Here is a 21,438-nt window from a genome sequence, read left to right on the forward strand (position 1 = left end):
TAAGTGCGCTTATCCTTTAGGATGAGCAGTCGTTTTTCTCATTAAACTCTGGTTGTCATACTGATGCGAAGTCAGATGAGCCTGAAGCTGGGCCATAAAGTCCATAACAACCACTACTACGATGAGCAGGGAGGTTCCGCCTAAATAAAACGGAATACCAAATGAACTTTGTAATACCATCGGCATCAAGCAGATCACTGTAATATACATCGCACCGATGAAGGTCAGACGATTGAGAATATGATCTAAATAACGAGCAGTTTGCTCACCTGGGCGAATACCAGGCACGTAAGCTCCGCTGCGTTTTAAGTTTTCTGATACTTCTTTTGGACTAAAAACAAGTGCCGTATAAAAATAGCAGAAAAAGATAATTAACGCACCAAAGAGCACCAAATACAAAGGCTGTCCAGGCGATAATACAAGAGCCAAGTCTTGAAGACCACGTTTGATCATCCCTGCATTTGGATCAGCACTCCCTACCCACTGGCCCAAGCTTGCTGGAAACAGCAGCAAAGAGCTGGCAAAAATTGCCGGAATAACGCCTGCCATATTAATTTTTAATGGCAAGTGGGTTTGCTGAGCAGTAAATACACGACGGCCCTGCTGTTTTTGTGCATAGTTTACTGATATGCGGCGTTGGGCCTTTTCGATAAATACAATTGCCGCCAGCACCCCAAGTGATAACAAGCCAAAAATGACCAGGCCAATCAGGCTGGTCTGGCCGCTATCTACAGATGAAAGCGATTGCATAATCAGATTAGGTAAACCTGCTACAATACCTGCAAAAATAATCATGGAAATACCATTACCAACACCACGTTCGGTAATCTGTTCTCCAAGCCACATCAAAAACATGGTCCCTGCAACCAGAGAGGTTACAGCCGGTACATAAAAAGCCAAACCTGAAGTTAGGGTAATCCCCTGCCCAATCAAGCCGGCACACATGCCGGTTGCTTGCACTAAAGCCAGCAACAGCGTACCTTGCCGTGTGTACTGATTAATCTTACGCTTACCTTGCTCGCCTTCTTTTTTCAAGGCTTCAAGACTTGGAATCACGGTTGACATCAACTGCACAATAATCGAGGCAGAAATGTAGGGCATGATTCCAAGCGCAAGGATAGACATTCGCTCTAATGCCCCACCTGAAAACATATTAAACAAACCAAGGATCGTACCTTGGTTTGCATTAAATAGGTTTTCGAGCGCAGCATTATTAATGCCTGGTACTGGAATATGCGCTCCTAGCCGAAAGACCAACAATGCGCCGATCAGAAACATCATTCGACGAATAATTTCACGGTATTTCACATGAAAAGGTTGACCTTTCATCATGTTAACATGACTTGAAGAACCAGGAGACATAGACACTAGCGATTACTCCTCGACTTTGCCACCAGCAGCTTCAATAGCTGCTTTAGCGCCGGCAGTCAATGCAACACCTTGTACAGTGAAAGCACGAGTAATTTCACCAGAAAGTACGACACGAGCACGCAACATATCTTTACGTACTACATTCGCTGCTTTTAAAGTTTCAAGTGAAACAATATCACCTTCAACTTTAGCAAGTTCAGACAAACGTACTTCAGCAGTTTTTAAAGCGATTTGGCTAGTGAAGCCGAATTTAGGCAAACGACGGTAAAGTGCAGTTTGACCACCTTCGAAACCTGGACGTACACCACCGCTCTTACGTGATTTTTGACCCTTGACACCACGGCCACCGGTCTTACCAACGCCAGAACCGATACCACGGCCCAGACGACGGTTTTCACGTTTAGCACCTTCTGCAGGTGCAAGTTCATTTAAACGCAGAGTCATGGCTTATTCCTCTACACTAACCATATAGTAGACTTGGTTGATCATACCACGGTTAGAAGGCGTATCTTGCACTTCTACAGTATGACCAATACGACGCAGACCTAAACCTTTCAGGCTCAGCTTGTGATTTTTCAAGCGGTGCGATGAAGATTTAGTCTGGGTAACTTTAATCGTTTTCATGACTGATTACCCTTGAATTTGTTCTACTGATAGACCACGTTTCGCAGCAACTTTCTCAGGAGTAGTCATGTCACGCAAACCGTTAAAGGTTGCATTTACGACGTTTGCAGCGTTAGTAGAACCATAGCATTTCGTCAATACATTACGCACGCCTGCTGCTTCAAGAACAGCACGCATAGAACCACCAGCAATTACGCCAGTACCTTCTGATGCAGGTTGCATAAATACACGGCTTGCGCCATGACGAGCACGAACTGGGTGTTGCAGAGTACCATCGTTAAGTTCGATAGTGATCATGTTGCGACGAGCAGCTTCAAGTGCTTTAGAGATAGCAGCTGGAACTTCACGTGCTTTACCACGACCAAAACCTACACGACCATTACCATCACCCACAACAGTTAATGCTGTGAAAGAGAAGATACGACCACCCTTAACAACCTTGGCTACACGATCAACGGCAACCAGCTTTTCAACGAGACCTTCGTTTTGTTCAACTTTCGCCATGATTAGAACTCCAAGCCGCCTTCACGGGCAGCATCAGCCAAGGCTTTGATACGACCATGATATTTAAAACCAGAACGGTCAAATGCAACTTTAGTAACGCCAGCTGCTTTAGCTCGTTCCGCGATTAAAGCACCCACTTTAGTAGCTGCTTCAACATTACCGGTAGTACCACTACGCAGAGAGGCATCTAAAGTAGAAGCTTGCGCTAAAACTTTGCCACCATCTGCTGAGATAACTTGAGCATAGATGTGACGCGGAGTGCGGTTTACACACAAACGAGTCGCACCCAATGCACGAATGTGCAAGCGTGTGCTTTTCGCACGACGCAAACGGGATTGTTTCTTTTCGTTCATCAGAACCTCGCGCCTTATTTCTTCTTAGCTTCTTTACGAAGTACAACTTCATCCGAATAACGAACACCTTTACCTTTATACGGCTCAGGTTGACGATATGAACGGATGTCAGCAGCTACCTGACCTAACAACTGTTTATTCGCAGATTTAAGTACGATTTCAGTTGCAGTAGGAGTTTCTGCAGTTACGCCTTCAGGAAGGGAATAATCGATTGGGTGAGAATAACCAAGGTTCAGGTTGACAACGTCACCTTTAACCGCAGCTTTATAACCAACACCGATCAGTTGCAACTTGCGTTCGAAGCCTTCGTTAACACCTTTTACAAGGTTATTTAACACAGCGCGAGCAGTACCAGCTTGCATCCAAGCGTCTTTCGACTCTTTAACTGGAGCAATATGAAGCTGACCTTCTTCCTGTTTTAGCTCGACCAGCGCATGCAGGTTGAAAGACAAGTTACCTTTTGTGCCTTTCACTTCGACCTGCCGGCCGTTCTGAGTAACTGTAACACCGTTAGGTACAGTTACTGGGGCTTTAGCCACACGAGACATGAGGAATCACCTATTAAGAAACAAAAGCAATAACTTCACCACCGATACCTGCAGCACGTGCAGCGCGATCAGTCATGAGGCCTTTGCTTGTAGAAACAATTGCAATACCCAAACCTTGCTTGACGCTTGGAAGTTTATCTTTACCGCGATACTGGCGAAGACCTGGACGGCTTACGCGTTTCACAGTTTCGATAACTGGCTTGCCTTCAAAATACTTTAAAGTAATAGTCAAAGTAGGTTTGCCTTCAACATCAGCAACTTCTACATTTGAAATATAACCTTCTTGTTGAAGTACGTTAGCAATCGCAACTTTCAACTTAGAATTCGGCATAGAAACAGTTTGTTTCTTCGCCATTTGTGCGTTACGAACACGTGTTAGCATGTCGGCAACGGTATCTTGCATACTCATTATAGTCGCTCCTTACCAGCTTGCCTTAACAACGCCTGGTACATCACCTTGCATTACTGTATCACGTAGTTTATTACGGCCCAGGCCAAACTTACGGAAGTAACCATGAGGACGACCAGTTAAACCACAACGGTTACGAAGACGGATTGGAGATGCATTACGCGGCAATGCTTGTAATTTCATCATCGCTTCAAAACGCTCTTCGTCGCTTGCATTTACGTTTGCAATCGTAGCTTTTAATTCAGCACGTTTTGCAGCGTATTTAGCAACGGTTTTCTCGCGCTTTAATTCGCGATTAATCATACTTTTCTTAGCCATATCGACCTCTTATTTGAACGGGAAGCCGAATGCACGCATAAGCGCACGGCCTTCGTCATCGGTGCGAGCAGTCGTAGTGATGGTAATGTCCATACCACGAATACGATCAATCTTGTCAAAATCGATTTCAGGGAAAACGATTTGTTCTTTCAAGCCCATAGAATAGTTACCACGACCATCAAAAGATTTCGCTGAGAAACCACGGAAGTCACGGATACGAGGGATTGCGATTGAGATCAGACGGTCCAAGAATTCGTACATTTGGTCGCCACGTAAAGTTACTTTACAACCGATCGGCCAACCATCACGGATTTTGAAACCAGCGATTGACTTACGTGCAAGTGTTACCACTGGTTTTTGACCAGCAATTGCTTGCATATCAGATACAGCGCCATCTAATAATTTCTTATCAGTTGCAGCTGCACCTACACCCATGTTCAGGGTAATTTTAGTAATGCGAGGAGTTTCCATCACATTAGCAAGACCAAGTTCTTCTTTCAACTTAGTCTTGATTTCTTCATTGTAACGCGCTTTAAGTCTGGCCATTGCCCATTCAACCTATTACTTCGCTACCGCCACTGATTCACCGTTAGATTTATAAACGCGAGTTTTCACACCGTTTTCATCTACGCGGTAACCAACACGGTCAGCCTTTTGGGTTGTAGCATTAAAAACTGCCACGTTTGAGATATGAAGCGAAGCTTCCTGAGTAACAATACCGCCTTCAGCGCCAGTTACACGGTTTGGCTTTTGATGCTTCTTCACCAAGTTAAGGCCTTCAACCTTAACACGGTCACCAGAAACAGACAGAACAGTACCCTGTTTGCCTTTTTCTTTACCTGCGATCACGATTACCTGATCGCCTTTTTTAATCTTAGCCATGATTGCCTCTTATAGAACTTCAGGAGCCAGTGAAATAATTTTCATGAACTGTTCAGTACGAAGTTCACGAGTCACTGGTCCGAAAATACGAGTGGCAATCGGAGCTTTATTGTTGTTTAACAATACAGCAGCATTGTCATCAAAACGGATCAAAGAACCATCCGGACGACGGATACCGAACTTAGTACGTACCACAACTGCATTCATTACGTCGCCTTTTTTAACACGGCCACGTGGAATTGCTTCTTTTACAGTAACTTTAATAATGTCGCCAACAGAAGCATAACGACGATGTGAGCCACCAAGTACTTTAATACATTGTACGCGGCGTGCACCACTGTTGTCTGCTACGTCGAGCATCGTTTCGGTTTGAATCATTGCCCTACTCCAAAACCGAGCATCACCGGTCACAATTTCGAAAGGCTCAAAGAGTACTTGAAATTGTCCGATGATGCAACAAGAACGTCTAATTACTCAGCAGCTGCTTCAACAACTTCAACCAATGTCCATGACTTGGTTTTAGAAATTGGGCGGCTTTCTTTAATGGTCACAAGGTCGCCAAGTTTAGCAACGTTGTTCTCATCATGAGCGTGTAATTTAGTTGAACGGCGAATAAGTTTGCCATACAACGGGTGTTGAACGCGGCGTTCAATAAGCACAACAATAGACTTGTCCATTTTGTCACTTACGACTTTGCCGGTTAACGTGCGGACTGTATTTTCACTCATTGTCCGTTCCCCTGTTTTTCGGTAAGGAGTGTCTTGATGCGAGCAATCGCCTTGCGAGCAAGTTGCACTTCGTGCGATTTACCCAACTGACCAGTTGCTTTCGCCATACGAAGACGGAATTGGTTAAGCTGCTGCTCATCAAGCAAAGCTTTCAATTCTTCTACCGATTTTTCACGTAGATCTTTAGTTTTCATTACATTACCGTCCGAGTCACGATAGTGGTTTTAAACGGAAGCTTAGCAGCAGCAAGCGTAAATGCTTCACGTGCCAGTTCTTCGTTCACACCTTCCATTTCGTACAGGATCTTACCTGGTTTGATTTCGCAAACCCAATATTCCACGTTACCTTTACCGTTACCCATACGAACTTCTAATGGCTTTTCAGTAATTGGTTTGTCCGGGAATACACGGATAAAGATTTTACCACCACGTTTAACACGACGGCTAATGGTACGACGCGCAGCTTCGATTTGACGCGCAGTCATACGACCACGGCCAGTAGCTTTGAGTGCGATAGAACCAAATGATACTGTACTTCCACGATGTGCTAGACCAGTGTTACGGCCTTTTTGCACTTTACGGAATTTGGTACGTTTAGGTTGCAACATGGATTATTCTCCCTTGTCTGCAGCACGGTCCGAACGACGACCACGACGCTCTTGACCTTCACCACGCCCACGACCGCGTTTAGCTGGACGCTCTTCAGCTGGAGCAGGGTTCATGACTTGTTTCATGCCACCCAAGATCTCACCACGGAAGATCCAAACTTTAACACCGATTGTACCGTAAGTTGTTTCAGCACGCATGGTAGCGTAGTCGATGTCAGCACGAAGTGTATGTAAAGGTACACGACCTTCACGATACCACTCAGTACGAGCGATCTCTGCACCACCTAGACGGCCAGAAACTTCAACTTTGATACCTTTAGCACCAGCACGCATCGTATTTTGTACCGCACGCTTCATAGCACGACGGAACATAACGCGTTTTTCCAGTTGAGAAGCAATCGCTTCAGCAACTAAACGAGCATCCAAGTCTGGACGATCAATTTCATTGATGCTTACTTGCGCTGGAACACCCATGATGTTGGTAAGTTCGCGCTGTAATTTCTCAATATCTTCGCCTTTTTTACCGATTACAATACCTGGACGAGCAGTGCTAATAGTTACTTTAGCAGCGCCTGTAGGACGTTCGATAAGAATATTGCTGATCATCGCACTTTTAAGTTTTTTAGTTAAAAACTCACGTACTTGAAGATCTTTAAGCAAATATTCAGCGTATTGTTTCGGATTCGCATACCAGTTAGCGTTATGACGTTTCACAACACCTAGGCGGATACCGATTGGATGAACCTTCTGACCCATATCAAACCCCTACCTTAACGGTGATGTGACAAGTACGCTTAGTAATACGATCTGCACGGCCTTTAGCACGTGGCATAATGCGTTTCAGGCTCATGCCCTCATCCACGTAAATCGTAGAAACTTTAAGGTCGTCTACATCTAAACTGTTATTGTGTTCAGCGTTTGCAATTGCAGATTCCAAAGCTTTTTTCACCAGTACCGCAGCTTTTTTATTGCTGAAGTTCAAGATATTAAGCGCGTGAGCAACAGATTTGCCACGAATAAGGTCCGCAACCAAACGAGCTTTTTGTGCCGAGATAGCGGCACCGCGTAATTTAGCAGTAACTTCCATCATAGCACCTTAACGTTTAGACTTCTTGTCAACACCGTGACCACGATAGGTACGAGTTGGCGCGAATTCACCGAGTTTATGACCAACCATATGTTCAGTAATAATTACTGGAACATGGTTACGACCATTATGAACAGAAATTGTTAGACCAACAAAGTCTGGGAGGATCATCGAACGACGCGACCAAGTTTTGATCGGCTTACGGTTATTAGCCGCAACAGCCGCTTCAACCTTAGCGAACAAGTGCGCATCGACGAATGGGCCTTTTTTCAGAGAACGAGGCATTAGTCAGATTCCTTTACTTGTTACTTAACGCGACGGTCGCGAATAATCATCTTAGTCGTACGCTTGTTGGTACGTGTCTTGTACCCTTTAGCTTTTTGACCCCATGGGCTTACAGGTTGAATACCTTTGTTACGCCCTTCACCACCACCATGCGGGTGATCAACTGGGTTCATCGCCATACCACGTACGGTAGGACGAACACCACGCCAGCGTGCAGCACCAGCTTTACCCAGTGAGCGAAGGTTGCTTTCTTGGTTAGAAACTTCACCAATTACAGCACGGCATTCAACGTGAATTTTACGCATTTCGCCTGAACGCAGACGAACAATTGCGTAAGAACCGTCACGACCCAACAACTGAACAGAAGTACCAGCAGAACGTGCTAACTGCGCGCCTTTACCAATTTTCAGTTCGATGTTATGTAGTGTAGAACCAAGTGGCATATTGCGAAGTGGCAAGCAGTTACCGGTACGAATTGGAGCATCGTTACCAGACTGTACTTTATCGCCAGCACGCAGACCTTTAGGCGCGATGATATAACGACGTTCACCGTCAGCATACTTCAACAATGCGATGTGTGCGGTACGGTTCGGATCGTATTCAATACGCTCTACAGTCGCAGGAATACCATCTTTGTTACGTTTGAAGTCTACGATACGATAGTGCTGTTTATGACCACCACCAACGTGACGAGTTGTAATGTGACCGTTGTTGTTACGACCACCAGTACGTTTCTTAGCTTCAACCAACGGAGCATAAGGAGCGCCTTTGTGAAGATGGTCGTGAACGACTTTCTCTACAAAGCGACGTCCTGGAGACGTTGGCTTACATTTTTGAATCGGCATAATTTTCGTCCTTATTCCGCTGCGCTTTCAGCGGTATCGCCCAAGTCAGCCATTTCAACATCTTGGCCAGCTTTCAGGGTGACGTATGCTTTTTTAACATCAGAACGACGTCCTAATGTTTTACCAAAGCGTTTAGACTTACCTTTAGTAATAGTCGTGTTTACTTTAACCACTTCTACACCAAAGAGTTGTTCAACTGCTTTTTTGATTTCAAGCTTGTTTGCATCAATCGCAACCTTGAATACTTGAACACCAGCAGTTTCACCTAAAACTTGTGCTTTTTCTGAGAAGACTGGTCCTTTCAGAATCTGATAGATACGTTCGTTGTTCATCCGAGTTCTACCTCAATTTTCTTAGCAGCAGCTACAGACATTACAACTTTATCGAACGCGATCAGGCTTACAGGATCGATTGCAGTTGCATCTACCACATCAACGTGTGGAAGGTTGCGTGCTGCAAGATATAAGTTCTCATCTACCGCATCAGTAACGATCAATGCGCGAGGTGCGTTCAAGTCGTTCAGTTTTGCAAGCAATTCTTTAGTTTTAGGAGCAGAAACCTGAAGCTCTTCAACCAAAACCAAGCGATCTTGGCGAACAAGTTCAGCCAGGATACATTGCATTGCACCGCGGTACATTTTGCGGTTAACTTTTTGAGACCAGTCTTGTGGACGAGCAGCAAAAGTTTTACCGCCGCCAACCCAGATTGGGCTACGAATAGAACCAGCACGAGCGCGGCCAGTACCTTTTTGACGGAATGGTTTTTTACCACCGCCAGATACGTCAGCACGTGACTTTTGAGCTTTTGAGCCTTGACGACCACCAGCTAAGTAAGCTGTAACAACTTGGTGTACAAGTGCTTCGTTAAACTCACGTCCGAAGGCAACTTCAGACAACTCAACAGCAGAGCCGGAAACAGTATTTAAATTCACGTTATTTCCCCTCAGGCCTTGATGGTAGGACGAACGATCACGTCGCCACCAGTTGCACCAGGAATAGCACCCTTAACAACTAAAACAGAACGTTCAGCGTCAATAGATACAATTTCAAGACCTTGTACTGTTACGCGTTCATCACCTAGGTGACCGGCCATTTTTTTGCCTTTGAACACGCGACCAGGAGTCTGGTTTTGACCTGTAGAACCTAAAACACGGTGAGAAACAGAGTTACCGTGAGTAGCATCTTGCGTACGGAAGTTCCAACGCTTCACACCACCTTGGAAACCTTTACCTTTTGATTGACCAGTTACGTCAACGATCTGACCTACTGCGAACAAATCAACACCGATAGAAGCACCAACTTCACGACCTTCAAGCTCTGCTTCAGTAACACGAAACTCTTTAACCAGACGACCAGCTGCCACGCCTGCTTTCGCAAAGTGACCTTTTTGACCGTTAGTAACGCGAGATTCGCGACGTTCACCAGTAGTTACTTGAATTGCTTGATAACCATCAGTTTCAAGCGTTTTGATTTGCGTGATGCGGTTTGGATCAACTTCGATCACTGTAACTGGCACAGAGACGCCGGCTTCTGTGAAGATACGGGTCATACCGCACTTGCGACCGACTAAACCAATAGCCATGTGTGTAAACCTCTAAAAAAGCGGCTTAATTAACTTAGGAGCTAATTAACCGAAAGCCTTAACCCAATGCGATCTGAACGTCAACACCAGCCGCAAGATCCAATTTCATCAGCGCATCAACAGTTTTGTCTGTTGGCTGAACGATATCGATCAGACGTTTATAGGTGCGGATTTCGTACTGATCACGCGCATCTTTGTTTACATGCGGTGAAGTAAGAACGTTGAAGCGTTCGATGCGAGTAGGCATCGGAATTGGACCACACACTTGTGCGCCAGTACGCTTAGCGGTTTCTACGATCTCTTGAGCAGATTGATCAATCAGACGATGATCAAAAGACTTAAGACGGATACGGATTCTCTGGTTAGACATACCAGTAAACTCCAAGCCAAAATATATAAAGAATCACCCTTGACGCACCTCACCTATTGGTAAGTGTCAAAGGCAGTGAAAATCACTAAGGTCATGATCGATGCCACGACTGTCACGATCCTAACGACTTTATTCGCCGTTAGTGCCCCAAATTTAGGGGTTGCTCATTATAACGATTGTTTAACTCTTACGCAATTCTCTTTTTCAATTTTCCTGATTTTATCTGGGTTATTTGATATTTAAGGAGCACTGGTATGTTAACTACGCAATACGTATTGAATCGCTTCATTCAAAATAGAGTTCCCCACGACAAACTGTTCGGAAACCGATTTTTTTAATTGTATTGCGGACTGTGTGTAATCACCGTTGAATATGGATAACTCCTCATCATCATCCAGAAAAAGCCTCAAGGTATTCGGAGTGATTTCTGGATGGAACTGGAAACCAAGTACATTTTTTCCGACCTGGTACATCTGGTTGGCACACACAGGGTTTTCTGCTAACTGGATAGCCCCGTGAGGAATTTCAAATGTTTCCCGATGCCACTGCATTACTTCAAACTGGGCAGGTAGAGCAAAACAGTCTTTGGGAACAGTTCGGCTACGGTAAACTGTAGTCCAGCCAAGTTCCTGATGATGATTAGGCTTAACTTCTGCACCCAGCGCATTGGCAATCAACTGTCCGCCCAGACACAGACCAATTGCCGGTTTTCCAGCTGAAATATAACGGCGAATCCACTGCTTTTCTACTTTTAACCATGGATAGAGTGCTTCATCATTTACACTCATTTTTCCACCCATGACAATTAGCAAGTCGACATCATCAATATCAGGCAGAGCCTCAAGATCTACGGGAAGGTTAAAAGGCAAGGCAAAAAATTCTGTTGCACTAATCTGGGCTTGATGCTGACGTAAAAAATCGTAACAACTCCCAAAACCCTCACCGGCAATATGTTGAAAATAATGGACCTTTAAATTTTTTTTCATAGTATTGACCAATCATTAATGTATTAGCCAAATATTTGCAAAAATGACGCCAATTTTGGATAAGTGAAAAATTGATTACGCATTTTCACAAATCCATTTGCAAAATCTGGAAAAATCACTTTATCTGTCATTTTAATCCACATTGGCGTTATCAGTTTATTATGTCTAAGATTCAGAATAAACAGACGTGCCTAGTTCACGCACCACGTAAAGCTCCACAATATATTGAAACAGTGCAGCCTCCCCTCTTTCGTGCATCCACTATCATTTTTAAAAACACCGATGCCCTGTTTAACCGGCACTGGACTGATGCATATGATTATAGTTATGGCACACACGGTACACCGACTACTTTTACCCTGGCAGATAATATTGCCCAGATTGAGGGTGGACAGCACAGTCTGCTTACCCCTAGCGGACTATCAGCAATTAATCTGGTCAATTCCTGTTTCTTAAGTCACGGGGATGAGGTTTGGGTTCCAGACAATATTTATGGTCCAAACATGGAGCATTTGCGCAACCTGCATCAACGTTATGGTATTGAGGTTAAAATTTATAATGCGCTGGAGCATGAAAGTTTTCAGCCTACTTCAAAAACCAAACTTTTATGGCTGGAAGCAGCAGGATCAGTCAGTCTGGAGTTTCCAGATTTAAAAAGACTGGTTAGAAAAGCCCGGCAGTCAGGAATACTTACTGCACTAGATAATACTTGGGGAGCCGGTCTTGCTTTTAATGCTTTTGATTTTTCTGATGAGCATTTGAGTGTAGATCTGACAGTCCATGCCCTGACCAAATACCCAAGTGGCGGTGCTGACATTCTAATGGGAAGTGTAGTTACACGTGACCGGAAACTATATCAACAACTGTTTCGCATGCATGCCATTCAGGGAATCTCGATTTCTGGAGATGATGCAGCCCAGATACAACGCAGTCTGGCTCATATGCAACTTCGCTATCAGCAGCAGTCTGCCAATACCATCGTGCTCTTGAACTGGTTGAAGCAGCAGCCTGAGTTTGTACAGGTATTACATCCCGCAGATGAAAATTCACCCGGTCATCAATATTGGAAAGAAACCTGTATAGATAAACAAAGTGCCGGACTAGTCAGCGTTATTTTTAAACCTGAATATGATCTTGAGTCAGTACGAAAATTTTGTGACCGGCTCAGACTCTTTAAGCTAGGCTTTAGCTGGGGTGGACCGGTCAGTTTAGTTATGCTGTATCAGCTCAAAGAGATGCGGACGCTTGAATGTACCCACCTAAAAGAGGGTGTTTTAGTCCGTTTTTGTATTGGTCTTGAAGCTGTAGATGACCTGATAACTGATATTCAGCAAGCTTTACAGGTTTTAAGATAGTTTTAATCAAGGAGAGCTTACTCTCCTCTTTTTTTATTCATGTCATAAAAATTATATTCTTAATGGGCTGATTAAATTTAATTAACAGTAGATTGTTCAATATAACTACAATTTTTCGCTTTTATTTATGATTATTTCATATTTAATTAGAACCACTTATCTTAAACCATAAAAAAAATATGGTTTTTGTATGAGCAATCTATTGCATAACAATTTTTAAAAATGTATTTTAAATATATCTTTTTAGATACCTTGAGATTCTCAACATGAATTCACAACAAATCGAACTGGTCCAATCTACTGTTCCTGTACTGCGTGAAAATGGTGTGGCACTAACCAGCTATTTCTACAAACGCATGCTAAACAACCATCCAGAATTAAAAAATGTCTTCAATCTGGACCATCAAAGTACAGGACGCCAGCCACGCGCACTGGCTGCTGCGGTACTAGCTTATGCAGAGCACATTGAGAATCCTGCTGTTTTAGCTAAGGCCGTTGAACGCATCACTACCAAACATGTTAGCCTCGACATTCAACCTGATCAATATGCAATCGTAGGTGATAATTTATTGCATTCGATTAGTGAAGTACTGGATGTACCATTCGAATCGGAATTGATCGAAGCATGGAAACAGGCTTATTTACAATTGGCAGATATTTTAATTGGGGTGGAAAAACAGAAATACAGCAATCTGGCAGAGCATCAAGGTGGTTGGGCTGGCTGGCGTCCTTTCAAGATTACACAGGTTGAAGATGTAGAAGGTGGTAAACGCTTTACCATAGAATCAACAGATGGCCAGCCAATTACTCCGGCTGATGAGGGCGCGTTTATTTCAGTCCGTGTCCATGTTCCTGGTCAGGAACTGTTACAACCACTACAGTTCAGTTTTCAGGAAGCTCAAGAAAATAGTTATACATTTGTGGTCAAGCCTGACCTAACCCCGACGGAATACTCTGTAGAAGACATTCTGCTTAACCACTATAAAGCAGGTGACCAGGTGGATGTGACTGCGCCGGTAAGTTTTTGATCTTATGAATATAAAGATTTATATAATGTACTGAAAGTTTCTTTCGGGAAGCTTTCAGGCTAAGATAGTGTCCTATTTCTCTGTTTCCAAAGCTGGCTGGTCATGCAATTAAATAAATTCACTGATTATGCTTTGCGTAGCTTGATGTATATTTCACGTCCAAGAAATACGCCATATACCATTGCAGAAATTGCAGTAGATTTACAGATTTCCCATAATCATCTGGTCAAGATTGTACATTTTATGGGTAAACAGGGCTGGCTGATTACATTACGTGGCAAAGGGGGCGGTATTCAGCTGAATCCGCAGGCACTTGATTCACGTGTAGGCGATATTGTTCGGATATTGCAAGGTGACCAGCCAATTGTAGAATGTAATTCACCGCCTTGTGTGCTCCGTTCGGATTGTGGCCTTAAAGGTATTTTAGATACAGCAGTTGAACAGTTCTATCAGAGTCTGAACCAATATACATTAGGCCAGGTTCTAAATATTCAGCCTGTTCAACCACATCTCTCTACTCATTCAGCAATTGCTTTACTTAATCTTTCCTGAATTTTTGCTAATCTGTATAACTTGATAGTACAAGATTCGCGAGAATCCTTTACTTCCTTTATACTAGGCGCTGTAATCTCAGTAACGCAAGTGAAGTGCTATGCATCGCAGCAGTGGTAAATCTAAAAACAGTAAAACGGCGCAGGCGCCTAGGCAGAAAATCAGCTATGAAAAAGCGCTGGACCCTGCTATTACCGAATACTCTGTACGGGCACTAAACTGGTTACGTAAAGCCGAGTTCCTGATGAGTGCACCCAAGCTTTCGCTTTGTGTTGAAGATACCGGTTACGAAATTGCATTTGCAGGTCGTTCAAATGCTGGAAAATCCAGTGCCATTAATGCATTAACCAACCAAAAACAACTAGCACGTGCCTCTAAAAAGCCTGGCCGTACCCAGATGATCAACTTTTTTAGTCTGGGTAACCCTGACCAGCGTCTGGTAGATTTACCTGGTTATGGTTATGCGGCCGTTCCAGAGACCATGAAAATTGTCTGGCAAAAAGAACTGGAAAATTATCTGATTCACCGTGAAAGCCTGCAAGGTTTAGTACTACTCATGGATATCCGTCATCCGTTACAGCATTTCGATACCATGATGCTGGAATGGGCACATTCCCGGAAACTGTTTGTACATATCCTGTTGACGAAAGCAGACAAGTTAAACCGCGGTCCGGCTAATAAAACTTTGCTTGAGGTCAAGCAGGAATTGAAGAAGATGAAGCTCAATTTCTCGATCCAGCTATTTTCTTCATTGAACAAACAGGGGTTAGAAGAGCTGGCCAGTGTTATGGCGGGTCGTCTGAACTTTACGCTAGAACAGTCCACACAGTTTGATCTGGACAGTATTCCAGAAGCAGTTGAAGAAGATGAAGCGGATACTGTAGAAGAGCTGGAAGACTTTTTACCAGAACAGCACGCTGAACAAAAACCAGAATAACCCGGTAAAGATACAGAAATTATCCTACCGGAATAGATTATTTCTCCGGTAGGAATACTTTGCAGTCCATGTTAAGGAAATACAGAACACAGTTCTTTTAAACTTCGGACTGAAGATCTTTAGCCGGCTGGCTATAACGGTCTACCACTACACTAATCATCATATCACCCTGCACATTCACTACAGTACGCACTGTATCAAGTAAACGGTCAATCGGCAGTAAAATAGCAATTGCTTCGGCAGGCAACCCTACTGACTGTAATACCATAATCATGGTAACCATTCCTGCACTTGGAATTCCCGGGGCCCCTAATGAAGCAATCATGGCGGTCAGGCAGACAATCACCTGTTGTCCCAAGCTTAAGTCCAGCCCGATCAGATTCGCAATAAACAAAGCCGCCGCAGCTTCATAAAGAGCCGTCCCATCCATATTAAGCTGTGTGCCCAAAGGAATTACAAAACCGGCAATATGAGGTCGTACTCCCAGATTCTCCTGTGCAGCCTTCAGGCTCAAAGGCATGACTGCTGAACTCGAACTGGTTGCAAAAGCTGTTACCAAGGGAATACGTGCACCACGGAAAAAGCGTATCGGTGACATCCGGCCAAAAATCCAGAGCAGTAGCGGCAAGACTACCAGTCCATGAAAAATTGTTGTGCCGGTTACTACTGCAGCAAATTCAGCCAGTCGACTCAAAATAGAAATATCTTCAGTCGCGACCAGTTTTGCCAGGAGTGCCAAAATACCCAAGGGAGCCAGTTTCATGACCCAGCCGACCAACATCATCATCAGATCAAAAAACTGCTGACTCAGTCCGCGAATCGAATTAAACCTCTCCCCGCCTTTCACCAGTGCAACCCCAAGAAACAATGCAAACACTACTACAGCCAGCACATTACCATCGCTAAAAGCTTTAAACGGGTTAATAAGAGTATTTTGAATAAAATTGGTAAAAAAAGCAGACGGCGTCATTGTATCTGGGGTCTGATATGACTGCATGGCTTCCTGGAATAAATTAATATTCATCCCTTTACCCACTTCAAACAGATGGGCACAACCAATACCTAAAATTAGTGCCAGGGTTGTAGTGGTCACACAGCAAATTAAAGTGGTTTTCCAGATCCGGCCCAATTGCCCACCAGACTGTAGGTTAGAAACACCAACCACAATCGAGCTGAAAATGAGTGGAATGAGCAACATCTTGAGCAAACCAATAAATATACTGCTGGCAATGCCGAGCAGATAAATACTGCTGTCAAAAAAACTGAGGTCAGGGTTATATTTTAAGAAAAAACCGAAAGCCAGCCCGATAATGGCAGCAAATAGAATCTGTGTATTTAGGCTCATTAGAGTAAGTAGTAGTCAAGTAGTCCCTTTCAGGCACTATGCCATGAGCTTCCACAAGAATCGAGGCTATTTATAGGGACTTTTATTAATATTTAAAAGCCACTCCCTGAGGAGGGCTTTTAGAATGTACATTTTAGCAGATATTACTGGGTTTCAATTTCACGTAAACGCATCAGGCCTTCTTGTACAGTACTGCATACTAGCTGGCCATTTTGCCACATGCGGCCAAAGTTTAAACCGCGTGAGCTGGCACTGACTGTTGCCTCCATGTCATATAACATCCATTCATCCGCGCGCAAAGGGCGGTGGAAATAAATTGCATGATCCAGACTGGCACATTGCAAACTTGGTGAAAGATAGCTTAAGCCATGTGGACGTAGCGCTGTGGTCATCAAGGTGAAATCAGAATAGAACGCTACAATGGCCTGATGCAGGGAAATTTCATCGACTTCGGTTGCAATCTGGTCATGGGTTCGTAAATAGTGGGCATAATAAGGCGCTTCAGGTTGCGGCTGAAACGGGTTATCCACATTTACCGGACGGATTTCAATATGACGGTCCCGCATAAAGCTAGCACGTACATTTTCAGGGATAAAGCTGATTAAACCTTCTTTTAACTCCTGCTCGGCTTTTAGTGTTTCAGGTGCAGGATAACTTGGTTCTTGATGCTGATAGTTCAAACCTTCTTCCGGTTCTGCAAAAGACACCATCGCAGAAAAAATGGTACGTCCATGCTGAATGGCTCGCACCTGACGGCTGACAAAGCTTTTTCCGTCACGCAGACGTTCAACCTCATAAATGATAGGCGCATTAACATCGCCACCAAACAGGAAATAAGCATGCATGGAGTGTGCGGGACGGTCCGCAGTATAAGATGCTGCACGTAAGGCCTGTCCAAGTACTTGGCCTCCAAACACCCGTTTACCGACCAGGTTGCGGCTTATTCCCCGATAGATATTATCTTCTAGCTTTTCCAGGGTTAAAAGCTCAACAAGTTCTTGAGTTAAAGTATTCATAAGATACCTTTAATGAATGAAAGACCGAAACAGCCCCATGAAATGATGAACGAAAACAAGACAGATAAACTATTTTGCCATATTTTCTGAGTAAAACGCTAAACTTTCCTGAGAGCTGCTGCCATATTTACTTTTGAGTTATAATCCCTAAAAATACGATTTTTAACGATAAAAGCTAGCCATTCTCTTCTGTTTTAGCAGAAAATGGCAGATCCGTTTTTCTGTTCGATTTAATACAAAATCAGTCGATGACCGGATACCGGTTTCAGTCGTCTAGCTAGGAGTTTTTATGTCCAAGAGTGGATTTGGTCAGTTGTATCGGCGGCTTTCAAGCAAGCTGCTTGACCTTGTCGTAACCCCCCATGTTATTGGCGAAGTTCCAGGCAAGTCACCGGCTGAAGAGCAGGAATTGGCTGAAGTTAATAAAAAAATTACCTGTTATGTCCTGCAAAACTATTCTCGCAGTAATGCCTTAATTGTAGATGCAGAAACCCGACGTTTACAGCTTGCTCCGGCATTGGACCCGCTGGTCATTGACGAGCATAAAGAAAAAGCTTCGGTTCTTTTTCTGCAACATTATGATGAAAAAAATCTTTTAAATCCGCCTGCTCATAATTTTCCACCACGTTTACTTCGTCTGATTGAGCTTCTCGACCAGTATCCACAGTACGATATTGAACTGGTGCCAGTTACTGTGCTTTGGGGCCGCTCGCCAGATAAAGAAGATTCCTGGTTTAAACTTTTATTTACAGATACCTGGGCGACGCCGGGTAAAGTCAAACAGCTGGTTAATATTGGTTTACATGGCCGTGAAACGTATCTGGAATTTCATGAAGGCCAGTCTTTACGTACACTGGTTGAATACGCCAAAGAAAATTATCCGAACCTCTCAGCAGCGACTTATATTATTAGTACCTTAAATGACTATCTGGATTGCCAGCGCGAAGTCGTACTCGGACCAGATTTATCTGACCGTCGCAATGTGATGCAGTCTTTGATCAAATCGCGTGATGTTCAAGAAGCCATTCGCCGTGAAAGCATCCGTGGCAAAATTAGCATGCTGGAAGCTGAACGCCGTGCAATTGGTTACTTGAATGAGATCGTATCGGATTATTCAGCTTCAGCAGTACGGTTTGCCGATATGGCACTGACCCGCCTCTGGACGCAGCTTTATGATGGTGTAGAAGTACATAACTTTAATACTGTTCGTGAACTGGCAAAAGACTATGAAATTATCTATACACCATGTCACCGTAGTCATATCGACTACCTGCTGCTTTCTTATGTGATCTATAAGCGTGGTTTGATGGTTCCGTATATTGCGGCAGGTGATAACCTGAATATGCCATTTGTGGGCCAGCTATTACGTGGTGGGGGCGCATTTTTTATTCGCCGCTCTTTTCGTGGCAACGCACTGTATACTTCGGTATTTAAAGAATATCTATATAGCATTCTGTCACGTAATACACCGCTTGAGTACTTTATTGAAGGTGGCCGTTCACGTACCGGCCGTCTGCTGCCCCCCAAAACCGGTATGCTGGCAATGACTGTGCATAGCCATCTACGTGGACGTGCTAAACCTATTGCCTTTGTACCCACCTACATTGGCTATGAACGTCTCATGGAAGGCGCAACGTATGTAGGTGAAATGCAGGGCAAACCAAAAGAAGCTGAATCTATTTTTGGAATCTTGCAGACCCTGCGTAAAATCGAACGGATTTTTGGTAAGGTCCACGTAAATTTTGGTGAACCTGTATTCCTAGATGACTTGCTGAAACAGCACGGCGCCGAAAATATAGTCATCGAGAAAAATGATGATCCGGTTCCTGCGGCAGTTTCAGAAGCAATTAATAGCTCGGCTGTTGCTATTTTAGAAAATATCAACCGTGCGGTGGTAATTAATCCAGTATCGTTATTATCACTCATCTTACTGGCCACTCCGAAACATACACTTGATGAAGAAGTATGTATTAAACAGCTTGATGCTTACCGACGTCTAGCCTCTGCACTGCCTTATGATGAACGTACTAAGGTTACGCCTTTATCTGGTAAAGAAATAATTGCCTATGGCTTGAAACTAAAACTGATCAAACGGGTTCAGCATGTACTGGGGGATATTATTGCAATTGAAGATAATCAGGCAGTCTTACTGACCTATTTCCGCAATAATATTTTACATTCGTTTGTTTTGCCTTCTCTGGTTGCATCACTGGTTGAGCACAATGGTAAAATCAGCCGCGGCGATCTGATCAGTGTTATCCGTACTTTGTATCCATTCCTGAAGGCCGAGTTATTCCTGAAATGGAATACTGACGAATTAAAAGAGCAGATTTGCCAAAATGCAGATGCTCTGATTCAAGGTGGCCTGATGAGCCAGGATGAAGAAGGCAATCTGATAAGTTCTGCCCCAAATACTGAAGAACATAATCAGCTGGTTGTATTAGCCGCCCCCGTAAAGCAGAGCCTAGAGCGTTATTACATGACCTTGGCCCTAATTACGCAACGGGGTTCTGGCACTATTTCTGCAAAACAGGTTGAAGATTTAAGCCATCTGCTGGGTCAGCGCCTGTCTGTACTTTATGAATTTAACTCACCAGAATTCTTTGATAAGGCCCTGTTCCAGAGCTTTATTAAAGTCTTAACCCAGCAAGAATATATCCGTACCAATGAGAATGGCCTAATTGAATTCGATGCCGGTTTTAGCAATATGGCCGAAGGCGCTAAACTGGTACTGGATGAAGTGACCTTACAAATGTTGCATCACATTACTGACTTTAGTGATGAAGAACTGCAAGAAGCTTTAAATGCAGTGGCTGCACAGCAAGCTAAACGCCGCTTGATGCGCAAAAGAAAGTAATTTAAAAAAAGCCGCTGACAGCGGCTTTTTTTAAACTGGTTAAGCTGACTGACTTAACAGGTCAGCATAGACCTGAAAACAGTCAGGATAATTAAGCTGAAAACCACTGTCCAGCATACGGCTGGCATATACCTGTTTACCGCTGGCTTGCTGCGACTCAAGGGCCAGTATAGGTAATCCTAGCTGCTGCTGAAACCACTGAATAATACCAGGCAAAGGCAAAGGCCGGTTATCCGTTACGATATAACTCGGCTGCGGAGTTTCAATACAAATTAGAAGTGCCAAAAAAGCTACCAGATCATCAATATGAATGCGGTTGCTATAATGCAGGTCTGGATAAGTCTTTCGGCTCTGGGCCAACTTTTGCATTCGTGCAACCGATGTACCATAGATTCCGGTCGGCCTCACAACTACCACTTGTTCAGGGCAGGCTGCCTGCCATTTCAGCTCCATTAATTGTAATAGAAAGCCCTGTTCATCACATGGATAAACTGTAGTTTCATCATTAATTTCCTGTCCTGCCTGTTCACCATAGACCCGGGTAGATGACACTACTACAATACGTTTTACCGGATGGCCATTTAAAGCAGCTGCTAACGATTCAATTGGAGATACATAGGTCTGTTGATATGCCTCAGCTGTACTTTGGTCTGGACTTAGTAAAATATACACCCAATCAACAGGGAGAATCTGGCTGAAGTCAGCCTGCTGTACATCCTGAATCAGATGAGTGGCATAAGGATCAAATTTCGGACTTCGGCTGATTGTGGTAATTTGGTGGCCTTGCTCAAATAACTGTTTTGCAAGTCTTTGAGATGTTTTACCATAACCAATAAATAGAATATGCATG

30 protein-coding genes and 1 pseudogene are annotated in these 21,438 nt (G+C 43.8%); 5 read left to right on the forward strand and 26 right to left on the reverse strand.

From position 1 onward, the window contains the following. Window positions 1-9: 9 nt before the first annotated feature. The 23 genes and pseudogenes from secY to ABZP31_RS13115 all read right to left on the reverse strand — a co-directional run bounded on the left by secY (window position 10) and on the right by ABZP31_RS13115 (window position 11,498). Window positions 10-1,329, reverse strand: coding sequence for a preprotein translocase subunit SecY (gene secY, locus ABZP31_RS13005; RefSeq protein ID WP_171053907.1), 1,320 nt, complete (start codon window positions 1,327-1,329; stop codon window positions 10-12). Between the two features lie 45 nt (window positions 1,330-1,374). Further along, the gene (gene rplO, locus ABZP31_RS13010) at window positions 1,375-1,815 is read right to left on the reverse strand and encodes a 50S ribosomal protein L15 (protein ID WP_005018359.1); all 441 of its coding nucleotides are present in this window, start codon (window positions 1,813-1,815) and stop codon (window positions 1,375-1,377) included. Between the two features lie 3 nt (window positions 1,816-1,818). After that, window positions 1,819-1,995 (reverse strand): 50S ribosomal protein L30, encoded by a 177-nt coding sequence (rpmD, locus tag ABZP31_RS13015; protein ID WP_005012961.1) that lies wholly within the window; start codon window positions 1,993-1,995, stop codon window positions 1,819-1,821. 6 nt (window positions 1,996-2,001) lie between these two features. Beyond that, complete coding sequence (gene rpsE, locus ABZP31_RS13020) at window positions 2,002-2,499, reverse strand: 30S ribosomal protein S5 (protein WP_005018357.1); 498 nt, start codon at window positions 2,497-2,499, stop codon at window positions 2,002-2,004. A 2-nt stretch (window positions 2,500-2,501) separates the two neighbouring features. Then, on the reverse strand, window positions 2,502-2,852 hold the full coding sequence (gene rplR / locus ABZP31_RS13025; protein WP_005018355.1) for a 50S ribosomal protein L18: 351 nt from the start codon (window positions 2,850-2,852) through the stop codon (window positions 2,502-2,504). Between the two features lie 14 nt (window positions 2,853-2,866). Continuing rightward, window positions 2,867-3,400, reverse strand: coding sequence for a 50S ribosomal protein L6 (rplF, locus tag ABZP31_RS13030; protein WP_005018353.1), 534 nt, complete (start codon window positions 3,398-3,400; stop codon window positions 2,867-2,869). Window positions 3,401-3,413: 13 nt separating this feature from the next. Further along, window positions 3,414-3,809, reverse strand: a complete 396-nt coding sequence (gene rpsH, locus ABZP31_RS13035) for a 30S ribosomal protein S8 (RefSeq protein WP_005018351.1) — start codon at window positions 3,807-3,809, stop codon at window positions 3,414-3,416. A gap of 12 nt (window positions 3,810-3,821) precedes the next feature. Further along, the gene (gene rpsN / locus ABZP31_RS13040) at window positions 3,822-4,127 is read right to left on the reverse strand and encodes a 30S ribosomal protein S14 (RefSeq protein ID WP_005018349.1); all 306 of its coding nucleotides are present in this window, start codon (window positions 4,125-4,127) and stop codon (window positions 3,822-3,824) included. Between the two features lie 9 nt (window positions 4,128-4,136). Beyond that, window positions 4,137-4,673, reverse strand: coding sequence for a 50S ribosomal protein L5 (rplE, locus tag ABZP31_RS13045; RefSeq protein WP_005018347.1), 537 nt, complete (start codon window positions 4,671-4,673; stop codon window positions 4,137-4,139). Window positions 4,674-4,688: 15 nt separating this feature from the next. Next, window positions 4,689-5,009 carry a 50S ribosomal protein L24 gene (rplX, locus tag ABZP31_RS13050; RefSeq protein ID WP_005018346.1) on the reverse strand — a complete coding sequence of 107 codons (321 nt, stop codon included), beginning with the start codon at window positions 5,007-5,009 and terminating at the stop codon, window positions 4,689-4,691. A gap of 9 nt (window positions 5,010-5,018) precedes the next feature. Beyond that, complete coding sequence (gene rplN / locus ABZP31_RS13055; RefSeq protein ID WP_005018345.1) at window positions 5,019-5,387, reverse strand: 50S ribosomal protein L14; 369 nt, start codon at window positions 5,385-5,387, stop codon at window positions 5,019-5,021. Window positions 5,388-5,479: 92 nt separating this feature from the next. Then, window positions 5,480-5,737 (reverse strand): 30S ribosomal protein S17, encoded by a 258-nt coding sequence (gene rpsQ, locus ABZP31_RS13060; protein WP_005018344.1) that lies wholly within the window; start codon window positions 5,735-5,737, stop codon window positions 5,480-5,482. Further along, entirely contained in the window at window positions 5,734-5,931 is a 198-nt protein-coding gene (gene rpmC / locus ABZP31_RS13065) for a 50S ribosomal protein L29 (RefSeq protein ID WP_005018343.1), read from the reverse strand. The genes rpsQ and rpmC overlap by 4 nt, the downstream gene beginning before the upstream one ends. Continuing rightward, window positions 5,931-6,344 carry a 50S ribosomal protein L16 gene (gene rplP / locus ABZP31_RS13070; RefSeq protein WP_005018339.1) on the reverse strand — a complete coding sequence of 138 codons (414 nt, stop codon included), beginning with the start codon at window positions 6,342-6,344 and terminating at the stop codon, window positions 5,931-5,933. The genes rpmC and rplP overlap by 1 nt, the downstream gene beginning before the upstream one ends. Continuing rightward, window positions 6,284-7,100 (reverse strand): annotated as a pseudogene (gene rpsC / locus ABZP31_RS13075) (30S ribosomal protein S3). The gene rplP and the pseudogene rpsC overlap by 61 nt, the downstream one beginning before the upstream one ends. Before the next feature lies 1 nt (window position 7,101). Continuing rightward, complete coding sequence (gene rplV, locus ABZP31_RS13080) at window positions 7,102-7,431, reverse strand: 50S ribosomal protein L22 (protein WP_001982638.1); 330 nt, start codon at window positions 7,429-7,431, stop codon at window positions 7,102-7,104. A 9-nt stretch (window positions 7,432-7,440) separates the two neighbouring features. Beyond that, window positions 7,441-7,716, reverse strand: coding sequence for a 30S ribosomal protein S19 (gene rpsS / locus ABZP31_RS13085; protein ID WP_004985338.1), 276 nt, complete (start codon window positions 7,714-7,716; stop codon window positions 7,441-7,443). A 20-nt stretch (window positions 7,717-7,736) separates the two neighbouring features. Beyond that, window positions 7,737-8,561 (reverse strand): 50S ribosomal protein L2, encoded by an 825-nt coding sequence (gene rplB / locus ABZP31_RS13090; protein ID WP_005018335.1) that lies wholly within the window; start codon window positions 8,559-8,561, stop codon window positions 7,737-7,739. Window positions 8,562-8,572: 11 nt separating this feature from the next. After that, entirely contained in the window at window positions 8,573-8,893 is a 321-nt protein-coding gene (rplW, locus tag ABZP31_RS13095) for a 50S ribosomal protein L23 (RefSeq protein WP_005018334.1), read from the reverse strand. Beyond that, on the reverse strand, window positions 8,890-9,492 hold the full coding sequence (gene rplD / locus ABZP31_RS13100) for a 50S ribosomal protein L4 (protein WP_005018333.1): 603 nt from the start codon (window positions 9,490-9,492) through the stop codon (window positions 8,890-8,892). Before rplD ends, rplW begins: the two co-directional genes overlap by 4 nt. 11 nt (window positions 9,493-9,503) lie before the next feature. Then, a complete protein-coding gene (rplC, locus tag ABZP31_RS13105) occupies window positions 9,504-10,142 on the reverse strand; it encodes a 50S ribosomal protein L3 (protein ID WP_005018329.1) in 639 nt (212 codons plus the stop codon). A 58-nt stretch (window positions 10,143-10,200) separates the two neighbouring features. Continuing rightward, window positions 10,201-10,512 (reverse strand): 30S ribosomal protein S10, encoded by a 312-nt coding sequence (gene rpsJ / locus ABZP31_RS13110; protein WP_000070912.1) that lies wholly within the window; start codon window positions 10,510-10,512, stop codon window positions 10,201-10,203. A 257-nt stretch (window positions 10,513-10,769) separates the two neighbouring features. Next, entirely contained in the window at window positions 10,770-11,498 is a 729-nt protein-coding gene (locus ABZP31_RS13115) for a type 1 glutamine amidotransferase (protein ID WP_248133722.1), read from the reverse strand. Between the two features lie 161 nt (window positions 11,499-11,659). Between ABZP31_RS13115 and ABZP31_RS13120 the strand changes: the two genes are divergently transcribed. The 4 genes from ABZP31_RS13120 to yihA all read left to right on the forward strand — a co-directional run bounded on the left by ABZP31_RS13120 (window position 11,660) and on the right by yihA (window position 15,370). Then, on the forward strand, window positions 11,660-12,853 hold the full coding sequence (locus ABZP31_RS13120; RefSeq protein WP_248133723.1) for a PLP-dependent transferase: 1,194 nt from the start codon (window positions 11,660-11,662) through the stop codon (window positions 12,851-12,853). 266 nt (window positions 12,854-13,119) lie between these two features. Beyond that, complete coding sequence (locus ABZP31_RS13125; RefSeq protein ID WP_111282407.1) at window positions 13,120-13,881, forward strand: globin domain-containing protein; 762 nt, start codon at window positions 13,120-13,122, stop codon at window positions 13,879-13,881. Between the two features lie 102 nt (window positions 13,882-13,983). Next, entirely contained in the window at window positions 13,984-14,433 is a 450-nt protein-coding gene (locus ABZP31_RS13130; protein ID WP_005018324.1) for an Rrf2 family transcriptional regulator, read from the forward strand. A gap of 100 nt (window positions 14,434-14,533) precedes the next feature. Beyond that, a complete protein-coding gene (yihA, locus tag ABZP31_RS13135; protein ID WP_005018323.1) occupies window positions 14,534-15,370 on the forward strand; it encodes a ribosome biogenesis GTP-binding protein YihA/YsxC in 837 nt (278 codons plus the stop codon). A gap of 97 nt (window positions 15,371-15,467) precedes the next feature. Here yihA and ABZP31_RS13140 read toward each other — a convergent pair whose 3' ends face one another. Both ABZP31_RS13140 and ABZP31_RS13145 read right to left on the reverse strand, forming a co-directional pair. Beyond that, window positions 15,468-16,715 (reverse strand): dicarboxylate/amino acid:cation symporter, encoded by a 1,248-nt coding sequence (locus ABZP31_RS13140; RefSeq protein WP_248133724.1) that lies wholly within the window; start codon window positions 16,713-16,715, stop codon window positions 15,468-15,470. Between the two features lie 143 nt (window positions 16,716-16,858). Continuing rightward, complete coding sequence (locus ABZP31_RS13145) at window positions 16,859-17,731, reverse strand: acyl-CoA thioesterase II (protein WP_248121912.1); 873 nt, start codon at window positions 17,729-17,731, stop codon at window positions 16,859-16,861. 289 nt (window positions 17,732-18,020) lie between these two features. On the opposite strand from ABZP31_RS13145, the gene plsB reads away from it, so the two are divergent. Beyond that, window positions 18,021-20,588, forward strand: coding sequence for a glycerol-3-phosphate 1-O-acyltransferase PlsB (gene plsB / locus ABZP31_RS13150; RefSeq protein ID WP_248133725.1), 2,568 nt, complete (start codon window positions 18,021-18,023; stop codon window positions 20,586-20,588). Between the two features lie 39 nt (window positions 20,589-20,627). On the opposite strand, the gene ABZP31_RS13155 is transcribed toward plsB, so the two are convergent. After that, window positions 20,628-21,437 (reverse strand): NAD-dependent epimerase/dehydratase family protein, encoded by an 810-nt coding sequence (locus ABZP31_RS13155; RefSeq protein ID WP_248133726.1) that lies wholly within the window; start codon window positions 21,435-21,437, stop codon window positions 20,628-20,630. Between the last annotated feature and the right edge of the window lies 1 nt (window position 21,438).

The organism is Acinetobacter sp. FL (genome assembly GCF_040744925.1).
Classification (GTDB): Bacteria; Pseudomonadota; Gammaproteobacteria; order Pseudomonadales; family Moraxellaceae; genus Acinetobacter; species Acinetobacter radioresistens.

What these genes read in the sequence shown, in the direction of transcription:
- secY (WP_171053907.1), bottom strand. Translation starts at nt 1,329, where the DNA reads ATGAAAGGTCAACCTTTTCATGTGAAATACCGTGAAATTATTCGTCGA.
- rplO (WP_005018359.1), bottom strand. Translation starts at nt 1,815, where the DNA reads ATGACTCTGCGTTTAAATGAACTTGCACCTGCAGAAGGTGCTAAACGT.
- rpmD (WP_005012961.1), bottom strand. Translation starts at nt 1,995, where the DNA reads ATGAAAACGATTAAAGTTACCCAGACTAAATCTTCATCGCACCGCTTG.
- rpsE (WP_005018357.1), bottom strand. Translation starts at nt 2,499, where the DNA reads ATGGCGAAAGTTGAACAAAACGAAGGTCTCGTTGAAAAGCTGGTTGCC.
- rplR (WP_005018355.1), bottom strand. Translation starts at nt 2,852, where the DNA reads ATGAACGAAAAGAAACAATCCCGTTTGCGTCGTGCGAAAAGCACACGC.
- rplF (WP_005018353.1), bottom strand. Translation starts at nt 3,400, where the DNA reads ATGTCTCGTGTGGCTAAAGCCCCAGTAACTGTACCTAACGGTGTTACA.
- rpsH (WP_005018351.1), bottom strand. Translation starts at nt 3,809, where the DNA reads ATGAGTATGCAAGATACCGTTGCCGACATGCTAACACGTGTTCGTAAC.
- rpsN (WP_005018349.1), bottom strand. Translation starts at nt 4,127, where the DNA reads ATGGCTAAGAAAAGTATGATTAATCGCGAATTAAAGCGCGAGAAAACC.
- rplE (WP_005018347.1), bottom strand. Translation starts at nt 4,673, where the DNA reads ATGGCCAGACTTAAAGCGCGTTACAATGAAGAAATCAAGACTAAGTTG.
- rplX (WP_005018346.1), bottom strand. Translation starts at nt 5,009, where the DNA reads ATGGCTAAGATTAAAAAAGGCGATCAGGTAATCGTGATCGCAGGTAAA.
- rplN (WP_005018345.1), bottom strand. Translation starts at nt 5,387, where the DNA reads ATGATTCAAACCGAAACGATGCTCGACGTAGCAGACAACAGTGGTGCA.
- rpsQ (WP_005018344.1), bottom strand. Translation starts at nt 5,737, where the DNA reads ATGAGTGAAAATACAGTCCGCACGTTAACCGGCAAAGTCGTAAGTGAC.
- rpmC (WP_005018343.1), bottom strand. Translation starts at nt 5,931, where the DNA reads ATGAAAACTAAAGATCTACGTGAAAAATCGGTAGAAGAATTGAAAGCT.
- rplP (WP_005018339.1), bottom strand. Translation starts at nt 6,344, where the DNA reads ATGTTGCAACCTAAACGTACCAAATTCCGTAAAGTGCAAAAAGGCCGT.
- rplV (WP_001982638.1), bottom strand. Translation starts at nt 7,431, where the DNA reads ATGGAAGTTACTGCTAAATTACGCGGTGCCGCTATCTCGGCACAAAAA.
- rpsS (WP_004985338.1), bottom strand. Translation starts at nt 7,716, where the DNA reads ATGCCTCGTTCTCTGAAAAAAGGCCCATTCGTCGATGCGCACTTGTTC.
- rplB (WP_005018335.1), bottom strand. Translation starts at nt 8,561, where the DNA reads ATGCCGATTCAAAAATGTAAGCCAACGTCTCCAGGACGTCGCTTTGTA.
- rplW (WP_005018334.1), bottom strand. Translation starts at nt 8,893, where the DNA reads ATGAACAACGAACGTATCTATCAGATTCTGAAAGGACCAGTCTTCTCA.
- rplC (WP_005018329.1), bottom strand. Translation starts at nt 10,142, where the DNA reads ATGGCTATTGGTTTAGTCGGTCGCAAGTGCGGTATGACCCGTATCTTC.
- rpsJ (WP_000070912.1), bottom strand. Translation starts at nt 10,512, where the DNA reads ATGTCTAACCAGAGAATCCGTATCCGTCTTAAGTCTTTTGATCATCGT.
- ABZP31_RS13115 (WP_248133722.1), bottom strand. Translation starts at nt 11,498, where the DNA reads ATGAAAAAAAATTTAAAGGTCCATTATTTTCAACATATTGCCGGTGAG.
- ABZP31_RS13120 (WP_248133723.1), top strand. Translation starts at nt 11,660, where the DNA reads ATGTCTAAGATTCAGAATAAACAGACGTGCCTAGTTCACGCACCACGT.
- ABZP31_RS13125 (WP_111282407.1), top strand. Translation starts at nt 13,120, where the DNA reads ATGAATTCACAACAAATCGAACTGGTCCAATCTACTGTTCCTGTACTG.
- ABZP31_RS13130 (WP_005018324.1), top strand. Translation starts at nt 13,984, where the DNA reads ATGCAATTAAATAAATTCACTGATTATGCTTTGCGTAGCTTGATGTAT.
- yihA (WP_005018323.1), top strand. Translation starts at nt 14,534, where the DNA reads ATGCATCGCAGCAGTGGTAAATCTAAAAACAGTAAAACGGCGCAGGCG.
- ABZP31_RS13140 (WP_248133724.1), bottom strand. Translation starts at nt 16,715, where the DNA reads ATGAGCCTAAATACACAGATTCTATTTGCTGCCATTATCGGGCTGGCT.
- ABZP31_RS13145 (WP_248121912.1), bottom strand. Translation starts at nt 17,731, where the DNA reads ATGAATACTTTAACTCAAGAACTTGTTGAGCTTTTAACCCTGGAAAAG.
- plsB (WP_248133725.1), top strand. Translation starts at nt 18,021, where the DNA reads ATGTCCAAGAGTGGATTTGGTCAGTTGTATCGGCGGCTTTCAAGCAAG.
- ABZP31_RS13155 (WP_248133726.1), bottom strand. Translation starts at nt 21,437, where the DNA reads ATGCATATTCTATTTATTGGTTATGGTAAAACATCTCAAAGACTTGCA.